Genomic DNA, 17,019 nt, shown 5'->3' with positions numbered 1-17,019 from the left:
CTCTCTCTATTACATTCACTTTGTATCCCTTGCATATAGACAGATGCTCTAGCTTTAGTAGTTTAATATGGTACTACCATTTCGGCTCTATGATAAATTTCCCCTTCAACATGTCTGGCTTTAAGAGCTGAATGGCCGATATACCACTGAGTTCAATAGATTTCTTTGTACTTGTTTTTTCTAACCTCACCACATCTGCAATCGAATTTGTATCGTTTCCTTCATAATCAAAAGCACGCAACAATGATACTGTGCCACGGCAACGCTCTCTATCAACATCCTCAATGCGGAAAAACTCTGTCTCAAACTGTTTCACTGTATCCAATAAACTTAAATGAGCACCACTATGTGTAATTAAAAAAAATGGAATCGTATCACTCCCGACAATTTTAATAAGTAGCTGACCAAAATATTTAGAATGAAAATTCATCATAATATCCTGAAGATCCTTTAAATCACTTAAAGCTTCACATAAAAAGTGATTTCTTTTCTTATCACTATTCAATTCGTAGCCCCCTCTCTTAGTTTGACTATACGATTTGATCCGTGTAAGTTGCCCTCTCGTTATCATATGTTGCGACAAAAAATATGGCGACTTCTTCCTAAAGAAACTAAAAAAACCTCCACCAATGAGGGGGAGGCTTTTGCCAAAGCTTATGTTGCGAGGAGATCATGTATTGTGTATTGTTCTAATGCAGTAACGGTATGGTGTTTTGTATTGAATGGTAATTGCTTGGTAATCTCGTTCGGAATGACCACTGTATAAAGTCCCGCTGCTACAGCGGCTTGTGCGCCATTCGGTGAATCCTCAATTGCCATGGCCTCATCAGCCTCTACTCCTAATTGTTCAAGCGCCTGCAAGTAAAGCTCTGGATCAGGCTTAACATTTGTCACCGTGTCAGCGCTACAAAAGCAATCAAAGTAATGTCGGATACCCAGCCGATCCATATACACATCAATCCATTGACGACTGGAGCTACTAGCAAGTCCAATCTTCAAACCCGCTTCCTTTGCCTGCTGTAGCAATGTTAAAATACCAGGTCTTAGCGTTTCCGTTTCCATCCATTGTGCATGGCGTTGCTGAATGGATGTTTGAAAAGCCTCCACATCCAGTTGTATGTGATGATGTGTAACAAGATATGTATAGGGATTAAAGGTTTGAAGATTGGTCCCAAGGCACTTAGCATAGGTTGCTAACGATAATTCAACACCATATTGTGCATAGGCATCTTTAAAAACGTTATACCATGCTGTTTCCGTATCAATGATTGTACCGTCAAAATCAAAAATTAGAGCTTTTATCATCAAATTCCCCCATTCTATTGGTTTGCGCTGAACTAAGCCTAGGTTTTGGCAGACCTCTCCATCGATTTTCTAATCCTATCCATTACTTTCGCATCTCTATCCGCCTATCCTCATAGATCTGATCCTTTTGCTAGACTATCCACCACTTTGCTAATCCTATCCCTTGATTTAGAACCGCTATCCGCTACTTTTGCATTTCTATCCGCTTATCCTCAAGCATCCAACTCTTTTGCAAAGCTATCCACCACTTTGCTAATCCTATCCCTTGATTTAGAACCGCTATCCGCTACTTTCGCATTTCTATCCGCCTATCCTCACAGATCTGACGCTTTTGCTAGGCTATCCACCACTTCTTCACCTTTATCCCCCTGATTCAACAAGATAACGCCCCCTATAATGAGGACAATACCGATCGCAGAATAAACAGTAAAAATATCGTGCCAAATGACAATGCCTACCAGAACGGTTAAAGCTGTGCCGACACCTGACCAGATAGCGTAGGCCAAGCTTAATGGCATGGTTTTTAAGCAGAGGGATAGGCTATAAAACGAAATACCATAGCCAATTGCTACCGCCAAGGATGGGACGAGGACAGTAAAGCCGTCTGAGAACTTCAGCATGGTTGTTGCAAAGATCTCGCTTATAATCGATAGTGTTAAAAATAAATAGCCTTTCATCCTGTTCAGCCTCCTAATGACCACCAGCAAGATTGAGTACCACAACACCCAAGATAATGCATAGAATCCCTAATACCTTCTTGCGATTAAATCGTTCCTTATAGAGGACAACTCCCACAATAGCGGTTAACGCTGTCCCTAAACCTGCCCAAATTGCATAGGCTGTGCCAATAGGAATCACTTTTAATGTTAAGGCTAAACAATAAAATGCCGTTCCATAGCCTACTACTACGCCAATTGATGGCCCAATTCGTGTGAAGCCCTCCGTACGCTTGAGCAAGGAACTGGCAAAAACCTCTGCTATGATAGCGAGCATTAAAAAACTAAAAGCCGTCATTCAAAAAATCCTTTCTGCTTTGCTTCTAGATGTCATCTTCTTCCTCTACATACTCCAATATATCTCCTGGCTGGCAGCCCAAAGCTTTACAAATGGCATTTAATGTAGAAAAACGTACGGCTCTTACTTTGCCTGTTTTTAAATTAGAGAGATTGACAATCGAAACATCTACCCTCTCTGCAAGTTCACTCAGCTGCATTTTACGATCCGCTAGCATACGATCTAATCGAATAATTATGGTCATGTTTTCACTTCCTAAGCTGTTGCATCATATTCATCCTGAAGGAATGCACCGTATCGGAAAATACGTGCAAAGGTCCAAATCACCACACCACATAGTAAAAGAGTCCAGTGAATGCCTGTAAAATGATAGCTAATCCCCTTGATCAAACCCGTCTCTACAAATCGGGACTCCAATTGGAATTGTTGCATAATCAGATAGACGGTATATGTACGAAATGCATTTACTGTCAAGCTCAATACAATCACACAGTAGGCAATTCTCTCCATTTTTTTACTATTAGCGAGTGAAAATACAATACCTTTTGATAAGTTACTTAATATATTCCTCACTTGTACAATAATCATTAATAAAATAGCTATGTATATTGTAGCAGTAAATAGAAAGGTCATGACATCTTTTTTTGAATAGTGAATGTCCCTTGTCACATGGTCTGCCAGCTTCATTTCCAATCCTTCTAACTGAACGGCAGCGGTCACACTGCCCTTTGCTAATAAATGATTCACTTGTTGCTCTGATACCACTATTGCCCCCACCATAAAAATCGCGAGCATCGTCAAGACAAAAATCATCATCACCATGATGATGGTAAAAGCGGTACGAAGCCCCTTTGTCATCCATCGAAATTCTTTACTTTGAATTGTTTGCCCCATTATCAACCTCTCCCTCCCTTCTCTCTATTATACATCCCATTTTATCTCTATCAATAATTTTTTAATGTTTATCATTAATAAATTATTGATAAAGATAAACCCTCTAAAGGTAGAGGGTTTATTTTAATAATCCTATCTTTACTAAATATTCTTTTGCTACTTCTGCTGCAAGCTTTCCTTCTACATTCACCTGATAATTCATTTCTCGCATTTCATCATCTGTAATGTGATCAGCTAGTTGATTTAACGCTTCTCCAATCTCTGGATAGTCAATCAGCGTTTCTTTCCTTAGTAAAGGCGCTCCCTGGTATGGTGGGAATAATGCTTGATCGTCCTCCAATACACGTAGCTTGTATTGACGAATTTCACTATCCGTTGAATAAGCATCTAGCAAATTAATATCACCTGATTGTATTGCCTGATAGCGAAGCTTTGGCTCCATCGTTGCAAGTGTCGTAAAGGCTATCCCATACCGTTTTTGTATGCCAACATAGCCATCCTCACGGTCATTAAATTCTAATGTAAAGCCTGCTTTCACCTTCTGCTCTATCGGTTTAAGATCAGAGATTTTTTGCAGTTGATAGCTCTCAGCCAGCTCCTCTGATACAGCGAGTGCATACGTATTGTTATAGCTCATGGGACTTAGCATGACCATATCGAATTGCTCCTGCATCCCCTCTTTCGCCTGAAGATAGACGTCTTCTTGGTTATTATTAATGGCTTCTTCCTTTAAAAACTCCGAAATAGCGGTGCCTGTAAATTCAGGATAAATATCAATGCTGCCCGATTTCAATGCATTAAATACAAATGAAGTTTTACCAAGCCCTGGCTTTAATGTCACCGTTAAATCGGTCTCCTGCTCAATTAATAATTTATACATATTGATGAGAATCTCAGGCTCCGCACCAAGCTTTCCTGCAATGACAATTTCATCTTGCTGTTTACTGCTTAGGAGCGGGAAGAAAATCATTACCAGTGCCGCTAAACTAATGAGACTCAACGTCGTTACTGTTTTTTTAAAGGACAGAGATTCTAACTTTTTAAGCGCCACATCAAAAATCAGGGCTAAAATAGCAGCGGGAATGGCTCCTATAAGAATGAGTGCCGTGTTATTTCGGTCAATCCCAAGTAATATAATATCTCCTAAGCCTCCTGCACCAATTAAAGCAGCTAATGTTGCTGTTCCCACAATCAGCACCATCGCTGTCCGAATACCAGCCATCATAACAGGCATAGCAAGTGGTAGCTCAACCTTTACTAAACGCTTTGATCGATTCATTCCCATAGCTAATGCCGCTTCTTTCAGTGATGGGTCAACCTCATTGATGCCCGTGTAGGTGTTTCGTAGAATAGGCAACAGCGCATAGACGACTAACGCAATAATTGCGGGAACTTTCCCAATACCGAATAAAGGGATTAATAAGCCGAGCAACGCTAAGGAAGGAATCGTTTGCAGCACAGCACTGATTCCAATAATACTCTCGGCTATTTTCTTTTTATTGGTTAAATAGATACCTAGGGGAATAGCGATGAGGACAGCAAAAAATAGCGCAATAAAAGAGATTTGGATATGCTCTAGTAATGCAGCCAGCAGCTGTGCCTTCCGTTCCTGAAATACATCTACCACATTAGCCACCATGCACATGCCCTCTTTTCTTAGAATCCGCTGCTAAATAACGAAGCGTGGAAGCTCTTGTCACCATGCCAATGAGCTTGCCATTCTCTTCGACACCTAACAAGTCATGCTCGGCTAATTTTTCAAGAATCGTCGGAAATGGGGCATCTACAGGAATGGTATGCCCAAAGTCGTTTGTCACTGTGATTGGCTGTAACACATCATGGATCGTAAACAATTGATCCGACTGCTTACCTCCAATAAACTGTTGGACAAAATCATTTACAGGATTTTGTAGCAATTGCTGTGGAGTGCCTATCTGAACAATTTCGCCATCTTTCATAATACAGAGACGATCTCCTAATTTCAGTGCTTCCTGCATATCATGTGATACAAATACTATGGTTTTCTGGATGGTACGCTGCATCTCTAGTAGATCATCCTGTAGTTTGGTGCGACTAATAGGGTCTAGCGCACTAAAGGGCTCATCCATTAAAATAATTTCTGGGTCAGCTGCCAAGGCACGAACAACGCCAACCCTTTGCTGTTCGCCTCCTGACAGCTCCTTTGGCTTACGCTGACGATATTTCGCTGGCTCTAGACCCACCAACGCTAATAGTTCGTCTACACGCTGATGGATTTTCGTTTTACTCCATTTCTTCAGTTCTGGTACAACCGCAATATTTTCCTCTATTGTCATATGCGGAAATAGGGCGATTTGCTGTAGTACATAGCCAATACTCCAACGCAGCTCATGGATATTATAATCGCTAATTCTTTTATCATTGATCCAGATGGTGCCTGCTGTTAAGGGTATTAATCGATTAATCATCTTCAACAAAGTAGTTTTGCCGCATCCACTAGGGCCAATAATAACAAAGAATTCACCCTTTTTAATTTCTACATTTAGCGCTTTGACAGCTATTTGGTTGTTATCATATTGTTTTGAGACATTGTCAAATGTAATCATCTGTCATCTCCTTTAAAATGTGCTCATGAAATGCGTTCACTTTTTATATTTCACCAACAAAAATCATTTCAAACATTTGTAGATAGCTGCAACTATTTCATTCTAAATACCTCGCCTTTGGGTACAAACGGTAGCTTGGCCCCCTGTGGTAGTACGAAGGCATGCTGTCTTTTAATGGCTAAACGATCACATTGTCCATCTGTAATAATCAGAATAGGACCATCCTTTGGAAAATCCTGTGCTGCTTCAAGTAGCTGTATACCAGGCTGTAACACTGTGCCTCCTCTACCTCTTACCTTCACTTTCGTTAATAGTTCTTCAGGGGCTAGATAGCCCGCGTCATAGGCAACAGCATCACAAAATATAACCCGAACAAAGGGGACATCTCTAGCGATGCTATAGCTCGCTATTGTGCCGAGTGCTTTTCCTAGTAAGAGACGGTCCATGGAGCCTGATGTATCAATAAGGACTGCGAAAGTACGTCCATCTTCCTCACCGCTTTGATGAATCCATCTTGGTCTAGCTATATCAGGTGTCGATGCTTGCCTTCTACTGGGGCGGGTATACGTTCTAACTTTCTCTATCGGTTGAAACATCCGATCAAACCATTTGGCTAATGCCACATCCCAGGCAATAGGAGGCTGTGCTAGGCTACGAATTTCCTCAATGAGCCCTTGTGGCAAATATCCTCTCTCTTGGGTCATATGATAGCTTAACCCTTGACTCAATGCCCTTCTATAAAAAGCATCTAAATCCACCCCAACCTTGCCTTCCCAAAAATCTGGTGGATTCGTTTCGATCATATCTCCTATGCCCTGCCCTCGAAAGGTTCTTAATTTGCGATACATCCTAATCTCTGTAACTATACGATCATAAATAGATTCGGCTGAAAGTCCCTTTAATGCTGGATCATATAGCCCGCCAAATGCTGGCATCTCGCCGATTTGCATATCGATGAGCCAGCCATTGATAACATAATCACAAGCAACATTCCATAAGTAAGGATCACGTCCTTGTCTGCGGGTCGCATGGCTTAAACCTGCATGCAGCAATTCGTGTGCCATGAGAAACCGCATTTCCTCATCGGTCATTCCCACCGCCGTATTCAAATAAATTTCCTTTGTTTCGACTGCAATGGCTGCGACCGAAATATCCATTCTTGTGCAAATAAGTGGGTCTTCAATGATCGCAAAATCTGCTGCCAAAGCACCAAATAAGGGATAGGAGCTCATAAACCAAGCCTTTGCGCGCTGTGCTTGTGTTACCCTCGTTGTGCCTCCCAATGTATTTTCTACCCCTCCCGCTACTCGTATGGCACTTTGCACGGCTTTCGATAAACCTTGTGCAAATAATGCAGCGAAATTACTATTCCCTCGATAAAAATAGCCTGTTTGATTTTGTGATATAACAAAGTCCCCTTGACCTGGCATTGTACTATAGCCTTTCAAATCATCTGGCACACCTTCGCGTAAAAATCTTTCATATAATTTTTCCTCAGAGCTAATGGCCTCAAAAAGAGGATTACTCATTTCCTTTGGTGCTTGACCAAATTTTAGCTCTGCTAAAAATTTTGTTATATAGCAGTCACAGGCAATATTCCACAGCTCCTGCTGCTCTTTTGGTTGATGATGATGTAAGCCTAGGTGTAGCAAGCAATGCGCTATCACATAAGCCCATTCATTTGGCTGACCTTTTTTATCCTGATTCACATAAATAACACCTGCGCTTGTAATGTAAGCCCAATCCTTTTGGGGCATACTTTCGTATTGCATGTAAACAGCATGACACAACGCCTCGAACAGGGGATGTGTACAGACAATGTCATGCCCACGTGCAATGGCTTTCTCATTTTTATGCTCCTGCTGTGATGCTTTCTTCTTTTTGGCCATACGCTACCCTTCCTTTTTGGCTACTAAACGCGGTAAATCTCGGATAACCTCCAGCATAAACCAGGCAGGTAATGCTTCACCCTTTTGCTCTGACACAACCATCTGTGCAATTTCTAAGCTGATGGATGATAGGTCCTTGATCAAGTCTTTGGCACGAAAGGCTAATTGCCGTTGATTGCCCTTCAATGTCGTATGCTCGTTCGGAAGCTCCTTCAGTAACTGAGCCCGGAAGGATTGTGCCATGAAATAAAGCAAATCTCTTTCATCAGGTTGATCGGGCCAACGTAATTCTCCTTGAATAATTTTAGCGAGATCATATTTACTTTGCACTTGCTTGATAAAGGCTTTAAATTGACTGGCAGTATGCGCGGATAGGCAGCTACTTGCTAATAGATCAATTGTTTGTTCTTGTAAGCTATTGCCATATGCATACAAACAATCACTTAACATATGCCATGAACGAGGCGTGGAGAAGGGTTCTTCTGTTTTCGGTGGTTCGTTCCATAAATGATCGGGACGCATTTGAATATACTCAATCACATATGGATGTATTTCATGTGCATAGGCCCATTCAAGCCAATCTTTATGCGATGCCCTCAGCTGAACATGAACCATCCGATTGATTAATGCGGAGGACATCGGCTTAACAATCGCGTTATCCTGAGCCCGATTGCCTGCACCAATAACAATCGTACCCTCTGGCAATGTAAACTCTCCAATTCTGCGTTCATGAATAAGACTATAAAACGCTTTTTGTACTTCTTGTGAGCAAGCATTTAATTCATCTAAAAAAAGGCAATATGGTTCATCGCGTGCAATCATTTTAGGTGGACAAAAAACACTGTAGCCATCCTTAATCTGCGGAACACCAATAATATCCTCAGGTGCTAGCTGACTGCCCAATAACGATACACAATGTAGCCCTAATTCACTAGCAAAATTTTCAACAATCGCTGATTTCCCAATGCCAGGTGCTCCCCATATAAAGACTGGTCTTATTGTCGCTACATTCAGTAGAAAATCATATAGCTGTTTTTGTGTCACATTAAAAATTGTATTCAATCAAAACGCCCTTTCAACTAATTGTTTTAAAGGTTAATAATACCATTTTCTATGAAATTATTCTTGTCTCTACCATTCTATGAAATTGACTGCCAATTACTAGCTGTGAGAAAATAATAAAAATTGTAGTAGAGAGGTTGTGACCTATGCATATGGGCTTTCAGCTTATGGCAATTTCACAACTAGCAAAAAGGTTTTCAGCAGACTCTTGGTGGGCAAAGTCTTACAAGGATTTTAGTGAAGATGATCTAGTTGCGTACTATAAGGGGGATTTTGAGAGATTCAATTTATGTCTCAGAATTTTAAGATAGATTTAGGAACTAACTTAAGGCAAGAGACGTTCTATTAATGATGAAGTCTATTCAACTATACATCTCTTTCACTCTCTGTAATAATGAGAGATAGCTAAACTTTTAATAGAAGGGAGGGAGATGTGGTCACGACCAACATCCAGCTACAATGAAATACGTGCTAAACTTTTTTAAAGGACTTATGATTGCCGTTGTTGTTATTTGTATTTCGTTTTATATGGTGACACAGTTATTTAATACGACTGAAAGAGAAGAGTCTGTGGTTATTGATGATCGTCCAAGTGTGGAAGAGTTTATCGGTGAGATTGCAGAGACCGCACGAGATCTTGGTGCTGACAATGACTTATATGCATCCGTGATGATTGCTCAGGCGATTCTAGAAAGTGAGCATGGGCAAAGTGGACTTGGCTCTGCCCCTAATTATAATCTTTTTGGAATGAAAGGCAGCTACCAAAATAATTCCGTCACACTCGAAACCACAGAGGATGATGGGTCAGGCAACCTTTCTACCATCATGGCTGACTTCCGCAAATACCCTTCCTATGAAGCATCCATGCAGGATTATGTAAAATTAATGCGTAATGGCGTATCATGGAATAAAGATTTTTACGCAGGCGTTTTCAAAAGCAACACAACTACCTATACAGATGCGACCAAGTTTTTAACAGGCTCCTATGCAACTGATTCGGCTTACAATGAAAAATTAAATACATTGATCGCAAAATATGACCTTCAGCAATATGATAGCCCTGTAAAAGATAAGAAAACCATCACGGTGGCTGATGGAGATTCACTTATGAAGATTGCCGAAGCCTATAATGTGAAAGTGACATCACTTAAGCAGTGGAATCAGCTTCGAACAGAACGTCTTGAAGCAGGCCAGCAACTAAATATTTATCATTATTAACATAAAACGTCCATGACTCATCAAGGAGTATGGACGTTTTTTCTCATGAAACTAATTCGTTTGTCTAAACGTCTTAGTGTAAAAATGCGGAAAGGATAGGAACACAGTGAAGCGTACACAATTGCTCAGTCTTCTCGCCGTTAACCTTATGCTATTGCCATTGATTCAGCTTAGCTACAACCTATATTTCACAACAAAAATAGCAGAGGCTTCTTTTTATATCATTATTTTCCCCACTCTTATTATTTTATCGAACCTTTTACTATGTTGTAGTTGGCAAAGAGTAGCAGCTACTATCCATTGGACCTTTGTCTATGTGGGACAAGGCACCTCTATCGCCTGTTATTTTGTGTGGCATTATGGGCAACTAGAGCCCTATCCAGATATGCCCCCAGGTGAAGCAGTGTTTGATTTATGCATGAGTACATTTTTAATTGGGCTCTGGCAGTTTATCGTGTTAGCACTAATCCATCTCAGTACGTTTATCATCCTCAAGATGGGACTGACCTTTAAAAAAGCTTAACTAGTCTTCTGTGAGTTATATAAAGTACCTACTGCTAGTATGGTCGTGGCTAAATCCTGTCGATAGAGGGGATGTTTGGCATCTAGACTATTAATCGTTACTTCATTACCACCTAACGATGAATGGACATACAAATCATCACCCATGTATAGAGCAATATGACCTGGAAAATAGATTAAATCACCCTTCTGCATTCGGGCTTGCTCTATGTTAACGATAGGGAAGCCCTCTACTATTCGGGCATCACGATAAATATAGACACCGTTTAACATATAAGCCATTGAACATAAACCAGAGCAATCAATACCTAGTGGCGATTTGCCACCCCAGCGATAAGGGGCCGTTAAATAGCTGAGCGCTGTGTCCACCACATTTTCTCGGAACTGCTGCTCCGATAATGAATGTGCTGTTATTTTTGGTTGTAGCCATTTTGTTCGAACATACCCTATTTGTCCTGACACTAGCTGTACAGCTGACCATTCTTCAGGTACTGCTTCGTCTGACATCACACGAATGGAAGAGCCTCTTACAAGCGTTATCAGCTTTGTACTTTGAATACGTGGCTGCTGCAAAACATCTGCAAAGCTTTGACACACTACATACTGTGCATCTTGTTGCCATGTAGATGCTAGTGCTTCCTCTTGCAGTAAGTCTGCCTTCTGACAATAACCCTCGTAACGATAGGCCGTTTGAATAGAAACCCAAGCGTCATTGACATCCCTGATGATCTCTACGGTCATCCCATAAAGCACTTCATCGACTAATTCAGAATCTTTATCTGGCATGGCATGCAAGCTAGCAATCATGGCTGTAACGATAGCCTTCATCCTTCTCCCCCTTCCGCTTCACCAGCTGGTCATAGACAACTTTTGATAGACGACCAATGAGTTGGCGTGCCTGATCATTGTCCGTTACATTTGTTATAAAAACACCCATACTATAATCGACTGCATTCGTGTAAAATATCCCCACATCATGATCGACTGTATTCAGTCCGCCTGTTTTATGTGCCAGCCTCACATCCTCTACTAGATAGCGCTTTAGGGAGTCATGTATACGCTGACGGCTTAAAATATCAATGACTAGTTTATTGTAGGGAGGCGATAAAAGCTCTTGCTGATAGATTTGCGTATAAAGATGTGCCATATCCCTTGCTGATGTGCGATTATCTATGCCCTTTGCTAGCCGCTCCACATCCATCATTTTTCGCTGTAACAGTGTGTCCTGTAATCCGATATGCTGAAAATAGTCATTCAAATATTCCATGCCAACTACATCGATTAAGACGTTCGTAGCTGTATTATCGCTAGTAATAATCATCCACACTAGCAGCTCATAGAAAGTGCTATGTGTAAGTCTTTGTTCACTAATCACACTAAAATCCACCCAATCAGTTGGTGAAATCGTAAGCGTAGAATTAAGTGATAATTTGTTTTTCTCTATATATGAGAGCAAGGCTAACAGAATCGGCACTTTGATTAAACTTGCACTTGAAAATGAAGTCTCTAGCTGATGACTGATGAGCAACTGATTCGTTGTTAGATTTTTAATAAACAAATGTACGTTGTAGGGCGATTCTTGAATAAGTGTAGTAATTCTCTGCTCCATAGACCACCTACCCATTTACATGGATACGCTGATTGTCTGCATCCATCTTGATGGTTCTTCCTAAAGGAAGCGACATTGTTGGTAAACAATGACCACATGCCAAATCTGCAATTATAGGCTTCCCTAAAGGCACTAGAATTTCTTGAAAAATAGTTTGTAATGATAAGCTGTGTGCTGGCTTTTCGGGATTTTCAGGTTCGCAATTTGTCCAAGCGCCCAATAAAATGCCTGCCACGTCATCTAGCTTTCCTGCCAGTTTTAATTGTGTCAGCATACGATCCACCCGTTGCTCTGTTTCATCGATATCTTCTAAAAACAGAATTTTACCTCGTGTATCAATTTCATAGGGTGTGCCAAGTGAAGCTGTCACTAATGTTAAATTGCCACCGATAAGTTGACCTGAAGCACTCCCAGCCACCAATGTGGACATGGGCTGGTGAGAAGGATTTTTTAAGTAGTACGCCTTTCTTTCATTCTCCATAATCAGCTGAATAAACGACTGCCAAGTATAGTCATCCATCTCCTGCCTAATAAATTCTGTGGATGGCATCGGTGTATGATAGGTTACAAAGCCACATAGCTGATTAAAAGCTATATGTAGAGCGGTCACATCACTATAGCCAGCAAATACTTTGGGATTGGCACTTATCAAGTCAAAGTCTAATTGGGCTAAAATTTTCGTCGCACCATAGCCCCCACGTATACAAAAAATACCATCAATCATTGGATCATCAAACATACGATGAACATCTGCTACCCGTAATTCATCTGTGCCTGCTAAATAGCCATGTCTTGCGTGACAGGTCTCCCCAACGACCACATTGAGCCCTAGCTTTTCGATACTAGCAATAGCAGGTTGCAGCTTTTCGGGTGGCGTTGCTCCAGAAGCACTAATAAGACCAATTGTGTCACCCTTTTTCAATGCCTTTGGACAAATCATATCTTTTCCTCCCTTTTCAGTGAAGTACGATAATGGGTCAGTTCCTCTTCATTGGCTAAAATAAAATGACCTTCCTCTATTTCAACAAATGAGGGGGGATTTTCCTCATAGCGATGCTGTGACGGATCATACACTTCTACAACTTTCTCCCGCTCTTTATAGGGATTCGGCTCTGGTACTGCTGATAACAAAGCCCTTGTATATGGATGCAGCGGATGAGCAAAAAGCTTTTCTGTTTCCGCTAGCTCCACAATCTTCCCCTTATAAATGACCGCCGTACGATCCGTAATAAAACGGACAATCGATAAATCATGGGCAATAAATAAATACGTTAAATGATTTCGCTGTTGAAGGCTTGCTAATAAATTTAATACTTGCGCCCGAATGGATACGTCCAAGGCAGATATAGGCTCATCTGCAATGATAAATTCAGGCTCCATCACTAACGCACGAGCAATGCCAATACGTTGGCGTTGACCTCCTGAAAACTCATGCGGAAAGCGGCTTGAGAACTCTGGAAGTAGCCCAACGTTCAATAACGCATCGCGCACCTTTTGTTGTCGATCTGCCTCATCTTTATATTTTTTCGAAGGGTATAAGCCCTCTGAGACAATATAATCTACTTTTGCTCGTTCATTTAGAGATGCCATAGGGTCCTGGAATATCATTTGGATTTTTTGCGTAATTTCTCTATCCCAATCTTTAGGGATTTTCCCCTGAATACTTTTACCATGGTACAAAATTTGTCCCTCTGTGACCTCATTGATGCGCATAATCGCTCGACCAATCGTTGTCTTCCCTGACCCTGACTCACCTACAATGCCAAATGTTTCGCCTTTAAAAATTTGAAAGCTGACATCATCAATGGCTGTAAACTTATTTTTTCCTTTACCAAAAACAACAGATAAATTTATTACTTCTACAAGCACCTCTTTATCAGTCATTCGCATACTGCCTCCCCTCTGCAAAAAATGCTTGTAAGGCTGCTGGAGGCTCTACCTTTGGTGCAAGTGGGTCTAATAACCATGTACGAGCATAGTGGGTATCACTGACCTGAAAAAAAGGTGGCCGCTCGATAAAGTCAATTTTCAATGCATATGGATTGCGTGGGGCAAAGGCATCTCCCTTTATTTCCTGAAAAAGATTCGGAGGTGTGCCCTTGATGGAATACAATTGTTCACCTTTTGAGCCAAGCTGTGGTAAAGAGGAAATAAGCGCCCACGTATAAGGATGCTTACTATGAAAGAAAATTTCATGTGTTTCCCCAACCTCGATGACATCGCCCGCGTACATCACGGCAATACGGTCAGCCACTTTTGCGACTACGCCTAAATCGTGCGTAATATAGACGATTGTTAAGCCGTATTTTTGCTGAAGATTTTTTAAGAGCTGTAAAATTTGTGCCTGAATGGTTACATCCAAAGCTGTTGTGGGCTCATCACATATTAAAATATTCGGCTTACACGCAATGGCAATCGCAATAACGATACGTTGGCGCATCCCTCCTGAAAATTCATGCGGGTATTGCTTATAGCGCTTTTGCACATCGGTAATGCCGACATCTGTTAACAGTTTTAGTGTTTCTGCATAGGCTTCCTTACCTCTTAAGCCTTGATGCATAACCACACATTCTTCAATTTGCTTTCCAATGGTTTTGAGCGGGTTTAACGATGTCATTGGATCCTGTGTCACCATCGCTATTTCCTTACCACGAATCCCTAGCCATTCTTGCTCTGTTGTGAATTTGCCTAAATCCTGTGCATTGTAAATAATTTGCCCCTGCTTAATACGACCATTTTTATCGAGCAAGCCCATAATGGATTTCATCAGCACGGATTTACCCGAACCTGATTCACCCACAATGGCTAAGCTCTCTCCCTTGTAAAGGTCGAGTGAAATACCGCGAATCGCTGTTAAAATTCGACCACGTAGCGTAAACTGAATCACTAAATTTTGGATGCCTAATATGCTTGATTTTTTCAATGTCACTCGCTTCCTCTCCTTATACATGGTTTTTCGGATCTGCTGCATCTGCAAAGGAATTACCAATAATATAAAATGCGATCGTAATAACGCTTAGCACAATACTTGGGAAAATAAGCTGATACCTTAGATCTGGTGACATCATAAGGACACGTCCTTCATTAATTAAATTTCCTAAGGATGGCTCACTGATCGGAAGCCCTAAGCCAATATACGTCAAAAAGACTTCGGCCCCAATTGCAAAGGGTATCGCTAAGCTCATGCGGAGCATAATGACAGAAATTAAATAAGGTAATAGATTTTTTAGGATAATACGATAATCAGGTGTGCCTAAGCACTTTGAGGCTAGATTGTATTCGCGGTCACGCAAAATAACAATTTGATTGCGGATAAACCTCGCCATTTCCACCCATCCCGTAATACACATGGCAATAATAATTGTTGAAATACTTGGCCGTAAGATATAGGACATTAAAATGAGCACAATGGTTGTGGGGATATTATCGACAACATTATAAAGCTGTGTTATAGGCGCTTCTAATTTCCGTGAAAAGCCCCATAGCGTGCCAATTGTAATGCCCACCACTGCCTCCACTAAGGCGACAACACAGCCAATAAAGAGTGAGGTTCTCGTCCCCGCCCAAATACGAGACCATAAATCCTGACCGATTGAATTCGTGCCAAACCAAAATTCTGCACTAGGTGCAATATTACGTGCCTGCATCCCTGTTTGTTCATCCAAGTAAATTTCAGTTGGTGATTTTTGCGCAGGTAAATAGGGCTGTAGAATCGTAAAGCCAACAATGATGATCACCCCAACTAATAAAAAAACGGCCAGTCGATTTTTCAAAAAGGATTGCCATGTAGACCGCCAATAAGAATAATTTGAATAGCCCGTTTCCTCCGCCTGTTTTGCGTCCACTTCGGCAAATTCAAATAGGGTTTCACATGATTTATTTGAAATATTATTGATTTCATCTGTATACATCCCCATTAACGCACACCCCCTCCCTTGCCTAATTTAATACGAGGGTCGACAAGTGCCATAGCAATATCCCCTAAAATAAGGCCAATGATACCAAGGGAAGAGAACACTAACACTAGGCCTTGCACAATCGTATTATCCTGTCGCTGAATAGCATCCACAAGTAAGCCCCCCATCCCTGGAATGGAATACAACGACTCTATATAAATCGAGCCTGTAATCGTAAACAGAATCGTTGCAGGTAAATATTGTGCCATGGGAATAAAGGCATTACGTAATACATGTTTGAACATCAGTGTCCGCTCCTTTACGCCCTTTGCCCTAGCCAGCTTAATATAGTCCTTGTTCAGTTCATCGACCATATAGCGTCGCATCCACATCGCGTAGGAGGCAGTTGGAGCCAATGCCATTGACGTAAGTGGAAGAATCCAAGTAATCGGTCTGTATTCATCAAACAGCATCGGTAATTGAAAGAGTTCTGTAATATACATTTGAATAACTAAGTAATAAACAGCCGCAGGGACTGCAACAACAAATACGATATAGCCTGTCCCAAGTCGATCCAACCAACGTCCCTTACGATAGGCCATCATTATTCCTAGCGGCACACCAATCAGGAGTGATATAGCGACTGCTCCTAAACCAAAGAGCAGAGAATACGTGATTTTATCTGCAATAATCGTCACTACTGGGACATCGGTACGATAAGTCACTGATTTACCCAAATCCCCCTGCAGTAAATTCTTGTAAAAATTCCCTAGTTGGACAAGGATTGGGTCCCGCAAACCTAGACTTGTAAAGTAAATTTCCTGCTGAGCAGGTGACATTTTATCAGCTGCCGCTCCTAAATAGCCTTCCTCTGGCATTAGCCGTAATAATGAAAAGACAATGGTGATGATAATAAAAAGGGTTAAAACGGATTGTAAGAGTCGTTTTCCTATATACTGCAACATCGCGCCATCCTCCTTTGTCAAAAGACGAAAGGAGATGCCGACTATTCTTTTCGGTATCTC

At 41.2% G+C, this 17,019-nt stretch carries 19 protein-coding genes; 2 read left to right on the top strand and 17 right to left on the bottom strand.

What is annotated here, in order from left to right; translation table 11 throughout:
• Positions 1-73 precede the first annotated feature (73 nt).
• From QH639_RS14705 to QH639_RS14660, 10 genes are all read right to left on the bottom strand, one after another.
• Positions 74-505, bottom strand: coding sequence for a hypothetical protein (locus QH639_RS14705; protein WP_066037421.1), 432 nt, complete (start codon positions 503-505; stop codon positions 74-76).
• A gap of 149 nt (positions 506-654) precedes the next feature.
• The gene (locus tag QH639_RS14700; protein WP_237900292.1) at positions 655-1,305 is read right to left on the bottom strand and encodes an HAD family hydrolase; all 651 of its coding nucleotides are present in this window, start codon (positions 1,303-1,305) and stop codon (positions 655-657) included.
• Positions 1,306-1,619: 314 nt separating this feature from the next.
• Positions 1,620-1,982: a DMT family transporter gene (locus QH639_RS14695; RefSeq protein ID WP_237900289.1), complete on the bottom strand. Its 363-nt coding sequence runs from the start codon at positions 1,980-1,982 to the stop codon at positions 1,620-1,622.
• Positions 1,983-1,995: 13 nt separating this feature from the next.
• On the bottom strand, positions 1,996-2,319 hold the full coding sequence (locus tag QH639_RS14690; protein ID WP_048390263.1) for a DMT family transporter: 324 nt from the start codon (positions 2,317-2,319) through the stop codon (positions 1,996-1,998).
• Positions 2,320-2,344: 25 nt separating this feature from the next.
• Positions 2,345-2,563 carry a helix-turn-helix domain-containing protein gene (locus QH639_RS14685; RefSeq protein ID WP_004229412.1) on the bottom strand — a complete coding sequence of 73 codons (219 nt, stop codon included), beginning with the start codon at positions 2,561-2,563 and terminating at the stop codon, positions 2,345-2,347.
• Positions 2,564-2,574: 11 nt separating this feature from the next.
• The gene (locus tag QH639_RS14680) at positions 2,575-3,213 is read right to left on the bottom strand and encodes a DUF2975 domain-containing protein (protein ID WP_237900287.1); all 639 of its coding nucleotides are present in this window, start codon (positions 3,211-3,213) and stop codon (positions 2,575-2,577) included.
• Positions 3,214-3,331: 118 nt separating this feature from the next.
• Entirely contained in the window at positions 3,332-4,852 is a 1,521-nt protein-coding gene (opuFB, locus tag QH639_RS14675) for an osmoprotectant update ABC transporter permease/substrate-binding subunit OpuFB (protein ID WP_269898708.1), read from the bottom strand.
• Positions 4,842-5,798, bottom strand: a complete 957-nt coding sequence (locus QH639_RS14670; RefSeq protein WP_048390257.1) for an ABC transporter ATP-binding protein — start codon at positions 5,796-5,798, stop codon at positions 4,842-4,844. The genes opuFB and QH639_RS14670 overlap by 11 nt, the downstream gene beginning before the upstream one ends.
• A gap of 92 nt (positions 5,799-5,890) precedes the next feature.
• Positions 5,891-7,687, bottom strand: a complete 1,797-nt coding sequence (locus QH639_RS14665; protein WP_281114730.1) for a vWA domain-containing protein — start codon at positions 7,685-7,687, stop codon at positions 5,891-5,893.
• A 3-nt stretch (positions 7,688-7,690) separates the two neighbouring features.
• Positions 7,691-8,749, bottom strand: coding sequence for an AAA family ATPase (locus tag QH639_RS14660; protein WP_048390252.1), 1,059 nt, complete (start codon positions 8,747-8,749; stop codon positions 7,691-7,693).
• A 492-nt stretch (positions 8,750-9,241) separates the two neighbouring features.
• On the opposite strand from QH639_RS14660, the gene QH639_RS14655 reads away from it, so the two are divergent.
• Both QH639_RS14655 and QH639_RS14650 read left to right on the top strand, forming a co-directional pair.
• Complete coding sequence (locus QH639_RS14655) at positions 9,242-9,967, top strand: glucosaminidase domain-containing protein (protein WP_237900279.1); 726 nt, start codon at positions 9,242-9,244, stop codon at positions 9,965-9,967.
• A gap of 106 nt (positions 9,968-10,073) precedes the next feature.
• Complete coding sequence (locus tag QH639_RS14650) at positions 10,074-10,490, top strand: hypothetical protein (protein WP_237900277.1); 417 nt, start codon at positions 10,074-10,076, stop codon at positions 10,488-10,490.
• Here the strand turns inward: QH639_RS14650 and QH639_RS14645 are convergent.
• The 7 genes from QH639_RS14645 to QH639_RS14615 are packed head-to-tail and all read right to left on the bottom strand — an operon-like array spanning position 10,487 to position 16,959.
• Positions 10,487-11,317 carry a C40 family peptidase gene (locus QH639_RS14645; protein WP_281114728.1) on the bottom strand — a complete coding sequence of 277 codons (831 nt, stop codon included), beginning with the start codon at positions 11,315-11,317 and terminating at the stop codon, positions 10,487-10,489. The two genes, QH639_RS14650 and QH639_RS14645, sit on opposite strands and share 4 nt — an antisense overlap.
• Entirely contained in the window at positions 11,286-12,098 is an 813-nt protein-coding gene (locus tag QH639_RS14640) for a serine hydrolase (RefSeq protein WP_281114727.1), read from the bottom strand. Before QH639_RS14640 ends, QH639_RS14645 begins: the two co-directional genes overlap by 32 nt.
• Before the next feature lie 7 nt (positions 12,099-12,105).
• Positions 12,106-13,038 carry a S66 peptidase family protein gene (locus tag QH639_RS14635; protein WP_281114726.1) on the bottom strand — a complete coding sequence of 311 codons (933 nt, stop codon included), beginning with the start codon at positions 13,036-13,038 and terminating at the stop codon, positions 12,106-12,108.
• Positions 13,035-13,982 carry an ATP-binding cassette domain-containing protein gene (locus QH639_RS14630; RefSeq protein WP_281114725.1) on the bottom strand — a complete coding sequence of 316 codons (948 nt, stop codon included), beginning with the start codon at positions 13,980-13,982 and terminating at the stop codon, positions 13,035-13,037. The genes QH639_RS14635 and QH639_RS14630 overlap by 4 nt, the downstream gene beginning before the upstream one ends.
• A complete protein-coding gene (locus QH639_RS14625; RefSeq protein WP_348638158.1) occupies positions 13,975-15,048 on the bottom strand; it encodes an ABC transporter ATP-binding protein in 1,074 nt (357 codons plus the stop codon). The genes QH639_RS14630 and QH639_RS14625 overlap by 8 nt, the downstream gene beginning before the upstream one ends.
• Positions 15,041-16,015, bottom strand: coding sequence for an ABC transporter permease (locus tag QH639_RS14620; RefSeq protein ID WP_131519821.1), 975 nt, complete (start codon positions 16,013-16,015; stop codon positions 15,041-15,043). The genes QH639_RS14625 and QH639_RS14620 overlap by 8 nt, the downstream gene beginning before the upstream one ends.
• Positions 16,015-16,959, bottom strand: coding sequence for an ABC transporter permease (locus QH639_RS14615; protein ID WP_281114723.1), 945 nt, complete (start codon positions 16,957-16,959; stop codon positions 16,015-16,017). The genes QH639_RS14620 and QH639_RS14615 overlap by 1 nt, the downstream gene beginning before the upstream one ends.
• Positions 16,960-17,019: the final 60 nt, after the last annotated feature.

The organism is Lysinibacillus sp. 1 U-2021 (assembly GCF_029916965.1).
In the GTDB taxonomy this organism is placed as follows: Bacteria; Bacillota; Bacilli; order Bacillales_A; family Planococcaceae; genus Lysinibacillus; species Lysinibacillus capsici.
The sequence above is the reverse complement of the archived record's forward strand: the minus strand, read 5'-3'. Positions and strand labels throughout refer to the sequence as shown.